12 protein-coding genes are annotated in these 11,714 nt (G+C 39.8%); all 12 read left to right on the top strand.

The features are described 5' to 3' along the window. Positions 1-296: 296 nt before the first annotated feature. The 12 genes from HMPREF9072_RS01570 (at position 297) to HMPREF9072_RS01515 (ending at position 11,424) form a co-directional block, all read left to right on the top strand. Entirely contained in the window at positions 297-1,205 is a 909-nt protein-coding gene (locus tag HMPREF9072_RS01570) for a hypothetical protein (RefSeq protein ID WP_009410193.1), read from the top strand. 151 nt (positions 1,206-1,356) lie between these two features. Further along, positions 1,357-2,478, top strand: coding sequence for a DNA replication/repair protein RecF (locus HMPREF9072_RS01565; RefSeq protein WP_034566013.1), 1,122 nt, complete (start codon positions 1,357-1,359; stop codon positions 2,476-2,478). A 57-nt stretch (positions 2,479-2,535) separates the two neighbouring features. Next, positions 2,536-2,754 (top strand): addiction module protein, encoded by a 219-nt coding sequence (locus HMPREF9072_RS01560; protein WP_009410191.1) that lies wholly within the window; start codon positions 2,536-2,538, stop codon positions 2,752-2,754. Beyond that, positions 2,744-3,067, top strand: a complete 324-nt coding sequence (locus HMPREF9072_RS01555; RefSeq protein ID WP_009410190.1) for a type II toxin-antitoxin system RelE/ParE family toxin — start codon at positions 2,744-2,746, stop codon at positions 3,065-3,067. The genes HMPREF9072_RS01560 and HMPREF9072_RS01555 overlap by 11 nt, the downstream gene beginning before the upstream one ends. A 61-nt stretch (positions 3,068-3,128) precedes the next feature. Next, positions 3,129-5,618 (top strand): O-antigen ligase family protein, encoded by a 2,490-nt coding sequence (locus HMPREF9072_RS01550; protein WP_009410189.1) that lies wholly within the window; start codon positions 3,129-3,131, stop codon positions 5,616-5,618. A gap of 5 nt (positions 5,619-5,623) precedes the next feature. After that, entirely contained in the window at positions 5,624-6,184 is a 561-nt protein-coding gene (gene pyrR, locus HMPREF9072_RS01545; protein ID WP_009410188.1) for a bifunctional pyr operon transcriptional regulator/uracil phosphoribosyltransferase PyrR, read from the top strand. Between the two features lie 43 nt (positions 6,185-6,227). Then, on the top strand, positions 6,228-6,914 hold the full coding sequence (locus HMPREF9072_RS01540) for a hypothetical protein (RefSeq protein ID WP_009410187.1): 687 nt from the start codon (positions 6,228-6,230) through the stop codon (positions 6,912-6,914). A 10-nt stretch (positions 6,915-6,924) separates the two neighbouring features. Further along, positions 6,925-7,275, top strand: a complete 351-nt coding sequence (locus tag HMPREF9072_RS01535; protein ID WP_009410186.1) for an SPOR domain-containing protein — start codon at positions 6,925-6,927, stop codon at positions 7,273-7,275. Positions 7,276-7,294: 19 nt separating this feature from the next. Then, on the top strand, positions 7,295-8,749 hold the full coding sequence (locus HMPREF9072_RS01530) for a HAMP domain-containing sensor histidine kinase (protein WP_009410185.1): 1,455 nt from the start codon (positions 7,295-7,297) through the stop codon (positions 8,747-8,749). Positions 8,750-8,772: 23 nt separating this feature from the next. After that, positions 8,773-9,219 (top strand): copper resistance protein NlpE N-terminal domain-containing protein, encoded by a 447-nt coding sequence (locus HMPREF9072_RS01525; RefSeq protein ID WP_009410184.1) that lies wholly within the window; start codon positions 8,773-8,775, stop codon positions 9,217-9,219. Between the two features lie 156 nt (positions 9,220-9,375). Beyond that, positions 9,376-9,984 carry a bifunctional nuclease family protein gene (locus tag HMPREF9072_RS01520; protein ID WP_009410183.1) on the top strand — a complete coding sequence of 203 codons (609 nt, stop codon included), beginning with the start codon at positions 9,376-9,378 and terminating at the stop codon, positions 9,982-9,984. Positions 9,985-9,996: 12 nt separating this feature from the next. Continuing rightward, complete coding sequence (locus HMPREF9072_RS01515) at positions 9,997-11,424, top strand: NupC/NupG family nucleoside CNT transporter (RefSeq protein WP_009410182.1); 1,428 nt, start codon at positions 9,997-9,999, stop codon at positions 11,422-11,424. Positions 11,425-11,714: the final 290 nt, after the last annotated feature.

Here is an 11,714-nt window from a genome sequence, read left to right as displayed (position 1 = left end):
AACAGGGTTTCGAGGCGAAAGAAAGAGGAATAGGTGCTAGGCCTTAGGCCTTAGGCACTAGGAGGGAGTGTGACAGAAAAGAGATTTAGCAAATTAGGTGTGAGCTGGACGGGCTGGGAAATTAGAGAATTAGAAAATTTGGGAATTAGAAAATTAACAGATTAGGTGTGAGCGCATAGGCAAGAAGGTTGGTAAATGGTTTGTGTTATATGTAAAACAAAAAAGATGATGAAATATTTGGTGGGGAACAAAAAAGTATGTACTTTTGTGCCGATTAACAAAATACTTTTTAAACGATGAAGAAAATATTTTTAGCCTTAATGGCAACAGCAACTTTCGTAGCTTGTAATAAAGAAGACAAGGACGAAGACGGTACTAGTGCTAAATTTCCTAAAGAAATTACTACTATTGTAGGAACAGAACGCACTGTTATTAAATATGAGATGCAAGATGCTACTCGTCCTAAAAAAGAAACAAGAATTACCTATCGAGGCAATTCTTCTTATGGTGATGAGACTTATCACGATTACGACTACGATAGCAGTGGCCGTTTACAAAGAAGAACTTACTACTCAAAGGAGCCCTACTTCCATAACTACATCTATACCTATAGAGCTGATGGGAAGTTAGAAAAAGAAGAAACGATAGCCTTAGGAACAACTCTTTACGCTACGAAAGTTTATGAATACAGAGCAGACGGACGTCTTGTGAAAAAAGAAGATAAGCCCGCCAACAACAACGACGGGAATTACATCACGACTACTTTCGATTATCCCAGTACCAATGTGGTAAGAATTACCAAAAACACTTATGTGAGAAAAGATGGCAAAAACGGTGATGACACAAACGAATGGCATAGCTACACCTTAGACGCTAAAGGCAATGTGGTAAAAGATGAGTACACTACTACCACTCATAGCTATGAGGTAACCTATGAATATGATGCTAAAATCAATCCTGAGTATGTGAATTTTATAATACAAACTACTCCCGACCACTTTGTTACTCTTCTTACCCCTAATAATATCATTAAGAAAACAGTTGTAACTGCAGAACTCAATAAGCCAGAAAATGTTACTAAGACCGTATATCGCTATGATATTCAGTATGATGGGGATTATCCAATCCGAATTAAAGTTTACTCAGTGCCTAAAGATGAAAAAGCACCACAAGTACTTATCAGCACTACAGAATACAGCTATTAATTTTCTAAGAGAATTTTAACAAGAAGCATTATAGTATCAACTTTGCCAAAGGACGTAGCACGACAGACTATTACCTTTGGCAAAGTTTTTTATTACTCAATCGACAAATTTGGTAATTCACAAATTATTCGTACCTTTGCACTAACAAATGATGTTTCTCAAACAAATATCGGTCGTAAACTACAAGAACATACTCTCACAAGCGTATGCCTTTAGCCCTACTATCAACTGTTTTGTAGGGGATAATGGTGTAGGGAAAACGAATCTGCTTGATGCTATTTATCACTTAGGTATGGCTAAGAGCTACTTTACTACTTCGGCAGTGCAGAACGTACGCCACGGCGAGGAGTTTTATCTTATCGAAGGACAGTTTCGGCAAGAGGAACGTGAAGAGCAGATAGTGTGTAGCCTTAAAAAAGGACAGAAGAAAGTAATGAAACACAACGGCAAAGCCTATGAACGTCTGGCTGACCATATAGGTAAATACCCTATGGTGCTCATTTCACCTTCCGACCGCGACTTGATAGTAGAAGGTAGTGAAACACGCCGTAAGTTTTTGGATAGTGTGATTTCGCAAACTGATAGGGCTTACTTAGAACTGCTTTTGCGTTACAACCGCACGCTCTTGCAACGCAATACGTTACTGAAACAAATGGCAGAAGGAGGCGTTTTCTCTTTAGAGACTTTGCACATTTACGACGAGCAGTTGGCGCCCTTAGGACAACACATTTATGAGAAACGGCGAGCTTTTATGAAAGAGTTTTTGCCTATCTTTAGCGAGCAGTACGCGTATATTTCGGGGGGTAAGGAACGAGTGAGTTTGCAGTACGACAGCAGTTTGCACCAAAGTGATTTGGCTACCCAGCTTGCTGAAAATACTGAGCGAGACCGCAGTGCGCAATACACTACCGCAGGTATTCACAAGGACGATTTGCTTTTTGAGATTGAGGGCTACCCGATGAAGAAGTATGGCAGTCAGGGACAACAGAAGTCTTTTTTGATAGCCTTAAAGCTATCGCAGTTTGAAGTGTTGAAGCAATCGTTAGGGATTACACCCATAGTGCTTTTAGATGATATTTTTGATAAGCTTGACGATACTCGCGTAACACAGTTGGTGCAGTTAGTTACTCAAAAACATTTCGGACAGCTTTTTATCACCGATACTCATTCGCAACGCACCGAAGAGGTAGTGAAGCAAACGGGACTAGCGTATGAGATGATTCAAATAGGTAAAAGGTGCGAGCCACAAGAGTTGGTAAAGAGTAAGAGATAAAAGGTAAATGAGAAGAGAAAGAGACTTTTACAGATATTAACTGTTAATTAAAATAATATGTGTATATTAGTGTATCCTAAGAATGAAATACAAAAAGCTGAATTGACCTCTTTGTTTGAAAAAATGGGAGTGGAATTTGAGTATGAACAATCTTTTTTATCTGATTCTCTTAAAAAAGAGTTGGATAGAAGAGTTATAGAGATAAAAGAGAATCCTTCTATTGGAATTCCTTTTGAAGAAGTAAAGAAGAAAATATCAGAGAAGTATGTCATTTAGTTTGATTTTCCACCCCAGAGCAGAAAAAGAGTTAAATGATATTATAGATTATTACAATGTCTTTAGAGAAAATTTAGGTTTCGAAGCATATAATGAAATAGTAGATTATATAGAAACATTAAAAGACTTTCCCTTTGTTGCTCCAAAGAAATATGAGGAGGTTCGTATTTTCTTTACTAAAAGATTCCACTTTGGAATTCATTATATTGCTTTGGAAGAATTGTCAGAAGTGATTATCATAGCCATTATTAACACCAAACAACAAATAAAAGAACACCAAATATTCAATAGAATTTCTGATATAAAAGACTGATTATAATTGGAGGTAACTATCAAGATATAAGTAATTAAGAAAAATTATATAAATACATAAGATGAAAACCAACAAGAAGAAAACACCCAGCAAGAATCCTATTAAACCTACCTCCACAGTGAGTGAGGAAGGGAGTGCGAGTATGAAGCTTTTGGCGAGTGTCTTGCTCATTGCCTATGGCTATGTAACGGTACTTACCCCTAACTGGATGGCATTCGACTCCAATGCTACAAAGTTTTACACCTTTGCCATTCTGAACTTGATAGTAGTAGGGCTTGTGTTTTTTATTAAAGAATTGAGAGAACGCACACAATTACTATTTGGCTTTTTTACCAATAAAATAGGGATTGCTTACTGCCTGATAATGGTATTGGCATTGCTCTCGTTTACCAAAGCTATTGATATAGAAGAAGCAATTTTACACTTCTTTAAGATATTTACAGCTTTCTCAGCTGCTTGGATGGTATCGGCTTTGGTGATTTACAACAAAAAGAGTTTAGTACATTTGGCAGTTGCGATGACTATTCTTTTGTGTTATGACTTTTTGGTAACCCTCGACGGGGTAAAAGGCATCATCAAGGGTATTAGTGCCGATTACAATATCAAAGGCTCGTATTCTAACAAGAATATTTTGGCTTCGGCTATGTTTATTAAGATACCTTTTGCTATCTGGTTGTTTTATTTTCATAAAAACACCTTGCGTATCATTGGGGGGATAGGTGTTTTAGTCGGTACTTTGGCAATCTTCTTTATGAGTACCCGTACTTTCTACTTAGCAACTATTCTTACAACGCTTATCTTCATCACTTATGGTGCTATCGACTATTTTATCTTAAAACGCCGTGAAACGGGCGTAAAAGTACTGATGCACGTAGGCTTGGTAGTTCTTGCTTTTGGTATTTTCTCGTTTGTACAGAACTATTTATACCCTCAACAAGTGCGACAAAGCACTAGTTTCGGGGCTCGTTTAGCTGAGGTAGCTAACCAAGAGAATACCAGTAACAATTTGCGTAAAACTGCTTGGGTGATTACCACTACTGATATGATCCCGAACGATCCACTGTTGGGCGTAGGCATTGGTAACTGGAAGGTACGCTTCTTACAGTATGAGAATTCTTATAGTCCGCATTATATTTATATGTATAAGAACCACAACGACTTTTTGGAGCTCACCGCCGAAGCGGGAATCTTCGCAGGGTTGGCGTTCTTGGCTATCTTCCTCTTGGCAGCTTATTATTTCCTAAGAGGCACTTATAAAAACAAGAATCGTGAGCAAGAGCAATGGTTTTTCTTACCATTGTTTGGTCTCTTTGCTTATTCGTTCGATGCGTTCTTTAACTTTCCGCAAGATCGTCCCGAAATTCAAGCCCTCTTTGGTATTTATGTAGGGATAGCAGTAGGCTTGGCAGTATTGTATTTCAGTAAGAAAAAAGCAGAAGAGCGCAAATTGCCAATGAGTATTGTAGGTTTTATAGGTGCAGTAGCCGTAGTGGCAATGGTTTTGAATGTGGTAGTAGAGCGTATGTACTTTGATTCTTCTAAAATACAACGTATGGTAAAAGAAGAGCAACAAGGGGTGCGTCCTACCAAATCACCTTCGGATTACCTGATACGCAACTATCCTCGTATTCCAAATCTCACGGCAGTGGCTGAGCCCGTAGATGTAGAAAAAGCGCGCTACTTGATAGACGAAAAGAAATTCGATGAGGCACGTAAAGTATTGGCTTCCATTCATTACCACCCTTATGATGCGCGCCCTGAGTATTTTACTGCTGTATCATACTTTATGGAAGAAAACAAAAACAACGATAGTATTTATAAATATGCCCATAAAGCCCGAATGATAAAGCCTAATTTCTTCGGTAACCTAAATTTAGAGACCTTTGCGCTGAACAATATGGGTAAAGAACAAGAATCGATTCACTTACTCAAACAGTATTTAGGCTTGGAGAAAGACAGTGTGCAGAAACCACAACCTAAGTGGAAAACTATACTGAAAAACCGTTTCCACGTAGATGTAGATAGAGACGCTCTTCGCGGTAATCGCAGTGAAGTACAAGCGTGGAACTCTTTGGCTTATCTGCAAGAGAAAAATAACTTAATAGCTGATGCTCGTGCTACCTTAGATAGTGCCATTGTGTATTTGCCCGATAATAAAGATATAATTAATAACCGCAACAAGATTATCTCGCGTATGCAGGTAGAACAGTTTGCTCCTCTTTACACTCAGGCAATGCAACTCTATTTGCAGCAACGTTATGCTGAAGCTATTCCTATATTTACGAAGTTCTTGGAGAAAGTGCCTGCTCATATAGACGGGCTCAGGTATCGTGCTATTAGTTACTACAACACGCAGCAATACCAAAAGGCTATTAATGATATGGCTGAAATGGAGAGCTTAGGAGTGTCCGTAGATGCTGTACTGAATAATTATCGTGCCTCTTGCTACTATATGTTGGGCGACAAGGCGAATGCCAAAGTCTTTTTCCAAAAAGCCGCTAGCGAGGGCAATGCCGATGCTCAACGCAACTTAAATACTCTCAGTTTTTAAGTCAAATGAATACCTATACAAAACAAATCCTCAGCGAGAAGGAACTCCGAGTGATGCTACACCGCCTCGCTTGTGAGCTGATAGAAAACCATAACGATTTCTCGAATACGGTTTTTATCGGTATCCAGCCTCGTGGCACTTATTTAGCTGAGCGATTGGTAGAACTACTTACTAACGAATACCACATTGCTGATATTCCATTAGGCTTATTGGATATTACTTTCTTTCGCGACGATTTTAGGCGCACAGGTAGACCTCTTGAAGCCAACTCTACTGCTATCGACTTTATCGTCGAAAACAAGAGAGTGGTATTTATAGACGATGTGCTCTACACAGGGCGCAGTATTCGCGCTGCTCTCAGTGCCATACAGAGCTTCGGGCGTCCTTCTGAAATAGAGCTCTTAGTGCTTATTGATAGGCGCTTTAGTCGTCATCTTCCCATACAACCCGATTACAGCGGTAAGCAAGTAGACGCTATCAATGATGAGCGTGTGGTAGTACACTGGAAACAAAACAACGGAGAAGACTCTGTACAGGTAATAAGTAAAGCCAGTGAGCTGACATAGCTGAGAATGTAAGTAAAGAGATAAGGGATAAGGAATATGTGATATGGTAATAGCAATTCTTACAGTCTTTATAATGCTGAACGTAGTGCTGAAACTCAGTTTTTGGAAACTGTGGCAACAGGTGTTATTTGCAGCTGTTTGTTTCTTGTTTGTTTGGTTAGCTACTGATTTTGCCTCAGAGCAGTCACAAGTTACCCTCCAAACAATGCTCAGCGACCCCAAAGTGCTTGGTAATATCACTGTACTGCTCACCGTAGAAACTGCTGTGTGTATGGCGTATTGTTTTACTTCACTACGCACGCTTTTCAAAGGTAAAGAAAGTCGCTGGCATAAAGTTTTGCAGTGGTATCCTAACCTACTTATTTTTCCTGCATTGTTCTATGTACTCACTCAAGCCATCTTTTATTATACAGGAGTATCGTTTGAGCATATTGCCTTTTGGATAGGTGCGAGCGTGTTAGTTTTCATTATATTAGGTTCTTTGGGTCTTCAAAAGCTCCTGCCCGAGAAAGACCTGCGCTTAGAGCTACACTTTTTGGTGAGTTTGCTTATCACTCTCTTAGGACTTATAGGTACTGCTAATGGACAAATACTCTACGTTCCCAAAAGTGAACCTATCAATTTAAAAGTATTGGGAGGTATATTTACTTTCTTTATAGCCTTGTTTGGCATAGGCTTTGGATTTAGTAAATTGTATTGGTTCTTACGCCAAAGAAAACAAAAGAATTAAATTTATATTGATGATGAAAAACATATTTATAGCTGGAATACTATTGCTCACAAGCGCTTCCTATGCACAAATAACTATTAGTCAAGAAAAGAATATAGCCGATGCTATGGAACTCAAAAAGGAAATAGCTCGTACCGAGAGTGCTTTCCAAGTACAAATCTATAATGGCAATATTACCGAAGCTAATAAAGTAATGCTCGATGCCAAAAGCAAATACAAACAATACCCTGTATTGCTCACTTTCGAGTCGCCTAACTACAAAGTGCGCCTTGGTAGTTTTCGTACGCGTTTAGAGGCTGAGAAGAAACTTGTAGAGATTAAAAAATCTTATCCCGCAGCCTTTGTAATAGGCTTAAAATAACCTGTAATAAGGGGACACTATGTTTAAAAAAAACACCCTTCGCTTTCAGATATTCCTCAGTATGACCCTACTCGTGCTAGTAGCTTTCGCTATCTTAGCTTTCGTAATGATTGGGCAGTATAAAAAACAGGCATTAGAATATCACGATGAGCGACTTATCGACAAGGAAAACCAAATCAAGATGCAGATACAATATGTATTCTCGCAAACCACTTTCCCTGTCGAAACTCCTTATATACCTCTTATCTTTCGGGAGGATATCTACAGCATCGCCAATATCCAAAACCTAAACTTTGCCCTCTATGACCTCGACGGCGTTCTGCTAAAAAGCTCCAAAGCCTCTCTCTCGCCCGACCAAGATGCGTTTTTTATTCCTCCTGATGTATTGCATCAGCTTTCCGCTACACTCAATAAACGTCTTGTTGAGCACCACGAATTTGCAGGGCGTGGTTACCAAACCTCTTACAGTTATATTACCGATTTGCAGTTCAAGCCTATCGCTATTCTCAACATTCCTTATTTCGAGAACGACACCTTCAACGAGCGCGCTTTAAAAGGGTCGCTGTACAACTTAGCGATGGTGTATTTCTCGCTCTTGGTAGTTGCCCTTACGGTAGCTTACTTCATCTCTAAATATATTACCAAATCGCTTAAAACCATCGAAGGTCGCTTAGAGAAAACTCGTTTGCTCTCCCAAAACGAAAAGATACTTCTCAAATCTGCCCCTACCGAGATTACCGAGTTGGTAAATGCCTATAACGGAATGATTGATGAGATTGAGAACAGCAAAGCCCTCTTGGCGCAATCCGAACGCGAACAAGCGTGGCGCGATATGGCAAAGCAGGTAGCACACGAAATCAAAAATCCTCTTACTCCTATGCGTCTCTCCGTGCAAAGTTATCAACGCAAAGCCCTTCGAGAGCCTCAAACCCCTGAACAAACTAATGAATTCTGCGAATCTCTTATCCAACAGATAGACATATTGAGCAATATTTCTACTGCGTTCTCGGCACTTACCAATATGCCCGCTAAAAACGATGAGGAATTCGATTTTGTGTCTGTTATCAAACGCACTTTAGATATTTTTAATTCTGATGAAATTCACTTCACCCATTCTCACGATGAGATTATAAGCGTATTCGACAAAGACCAGCTCGGTCGTGTGGTTACCAATTTGGTGAAAAATGCGCTACAAGCTACCGAAAACGAACCTTTCCCTTCTATTGAAGTGAGCCTCAATAAAAGCGATACCGATATTACTCTAAAAGTAAAAGATAATGGTACGGGTATCCCCGACGTCGATAAAGAAAAGATATTCGAACCAAAATTCACTACCAAAACCAGTGGTAGTGGCTTGGGATTGGCAATGGTCAAAAACATTGTGCTTTCCTATGGGGGGAGCATTCACTTTACTTCCGAAGTAGGAAAGGGAAGTGAATTTACCGTAATATTGGTACACTTTTTGAATAAGTAATAAATTAAAAAACATTATATTTTATGAAAAGACACATCTTAACATTAGGAGTTGCTGTGCTTATGTTCGCCTCCTGTCAAAACAATCCTTCGCAAAATGCCAACAATGTGGTAAGCGACACCACTACTATGATGGAGAATGCTGCTGAAAAAGTAGAAGAAATGGTAACTCCTCAATTGTTAGCTACTTATGTAGGTACTCTTCCTGCTGCCGATTGCGGCGGAATGGCTACCGTTATCCATCTCTATGCCGATGACACCTATGTAAAACAAGAAAACTGTGCAAGCAAAAACTTCGAATCTAAAGAAGAAGGTAAAGTAGAACACACTGATAAAGGTTTTACACTCGTTTCTAAAGCTGATAATCACAAATCTTTCTATATTACCAAAGGCGATAATATCGTACAAGTAGGTGAAGATGGTAAAGAACCTAAAATGGTAAAAGAATATACTCTTACCAAACAAATGTAACAAGTAAAATCTTATGTAATGCGAAGGCTGTTCAATCTTGTATTGAACAGCCTTTTCTTTTACAAAGAAGAAAAAAATATGTTAAAAATCTTTTGTAGTTAAAATAATTGTTATAACTTTACCCCCTAATTTGTATTTTATGTTAGTAACCTTCCAATGGATTTAGTGCGTCTTTTCATAAAAAGGATATCATACAATCAATCGCAGAACGATGCCTTTGTGCTTATAATGCACGAGGTCGAGACCGATTTAAAGCTACCCATCGTCATTGGTACCTTTGAAGCGCAATCTATTGCTTTGGAATTAGAGAAGAGCCTTGTACCTCCTCGACCCCTTACGCACGACCTCTTCAAGATATTCGCCGATACTTTCAGTATACAGATAAAAAGAGTCGTGATTTACAAATTAGAAGAAGGCATTTTCTACTCCAATATCCTCTGTGTACAAAATGGTCAAGAATACACCATCGAAGCTCGTACCAGCGATGCCATCGCCATTGCCTTGCGTTGCAACGCACCCATCTACACCTATCGAGATATCATTCAAAGAGCCGGCATTTATATCCCTTTGCTCAACGATGAGCCCTCCAATACCATAAGCCCTTCGTTAGATAACGTTGATGAGGAAGACAGTAGCCGAAACAGATATACTAAATACGCCTTACCCGAACTAAAAACAATGCTAAATGACTGTATCGAAAATGAAGATTACGAAATGGCAGCGCTTATCAGAGATGAAATCTCTAAACGCGATAGTACTTTTTAAAACTATATACCAATGAAAAAAAACATAACCATCGGAAGCCTTAGCTTCCTTTTACCACTCATAAGTGTCGCCCAAGACGCTACACAATCTCCTACTACACAAACCGCCACTACACAAGTAATGAAGGCTGTCGCTAGCGAAGGTTTCTCTCTCGAAAGTTTTACTCGTGGTGTGGTAGGTATGATTACCCTCCTGTTTATCGCCTATCTTTTCAGTAGCAATAGGCGCGCTATTAATTGGAAGACTATTGGCATAGGCTTAGCCCTACAACTCTCCATTGCAATAGGTATTCTAAAAGTAGGCTTTATACAAGACGCCTTCGATTTTGCCGGTAGTATCTTTGTGCTCATATTAGATTTCACAAGAGCAGGTAGTCAGTTTCTCCTCGGTAACTTAGTCGATACCAATAGCATAGGCTATATCTTCGCTTTCCAAGTACTCCCCACCATCATCTTCTTTTCTGCACTCACCTCCCTATTGTTCTATTTAGGTGTTATTCAGGTAATAGTACGTGGTATGGCGTGGGCATTGTCTAAACTGCTGAATATTTCAGGTGCCGAAAGTCTTTCGGTTACGGGTAACATCTTCTTAGGACAAACCGAAGCCCCTCTGATGATTAAAGCCTATTTAGCCAAAATGACTCGCTCCGAAATCCTCCTTGTGATGATAGGCGGAATGGCTACCGTAGCAGGAGGCGTTATGGCTGCTTATATTCAATACCTCGGTGGCGACGACCCCCAAATGCGCTTGCTCTTCGCCCGACACCTCTTAGCAGCTTCCGTAATGGCAGCCCCCGGTGCTATCGTAGTTTCCAAGATGCTATGTCCTCAAACCGAGCAATTCTCTAACGATTCGAAAGTCTCTATGGAGAATGTAGGTTCCAATGTGCTCGACGCTATCGCCAATGGTACTACCGAAGGACTTAAACTCGCTGCCAATGTAGCGGCTATGCTTTTAGTATTTGTGGCTTTTATCGCAATGATTAATTATTTCTTTAATTGGGTAGGTTATCAAACACATCTCAACAATATCATAGCCAGCAATACTCCTTATAACGGACTCTCTTTAGAAATGATTTTAGGTACCGTTTTCTCACCCGTTATGTGGCTCGCCGGTATTGCCAAAGAAGACGTTATGCTGATGGGACAATTGCTCGGTATTAAACTCTCCTCCTCAGAATTTGTGGCTTACACTCAGTTAGCCACCTTAAAGGATATGACGAGTGCACCTCACCTAATGTATAACAAATCTATCATTATGGCAACCTATATGCTTTGCGGTTTTGCCAATTTCGCCTCCATAGGCATTCAAATAGGAGGCATAGGAGCCTTAGCCCCCAACCAACGCAAAACCCTCTCTCAATTCGGCTTAAAAGCCGTTCTTGGGGGTACTTTAGCCTCTCTGTTATCCGCAACTATCGCTGGAATGATTATCGGGTAACCACACTTTTCTAAATAACACAAGCTTAAAAACGCTTTTTATACCATAACACTTTGCCAAAGGTTCTGAACACCTATCGTTCTACAACTTTGGCAAAGTTTTTTATTGCCTATTTTGCTACAATCCCCTGTGTAGTTCGTACCCGCTTGTCTGTCTCACACCTAATCTGCTAATCTCTAATTTCCAAATTTTCTAATTCTCTAATTTCCCAGCCCGTCCAGCTCACACCTAATTTGCTAATTCTCTTTCCCGTCACACTCCCCCCTAGTGCCTATGGCCTAAGACCTAGT

The organism is Capnocytophaga sp. oral taxon 324 str. F0483, assembly GCF_000318315.2.
GTDB classification, from domain to species: Bacteria; Bacteroidota; Bacteroidia; order Flavobacteriales; family Flavobacteriaceae; genus Capnocytophaga; species Capnocytophaga ochracea.
Note: the sequence above shows the minus strand (reverse complement) of the source record. Positions and strands in the feature narration are given on the sequence as shown.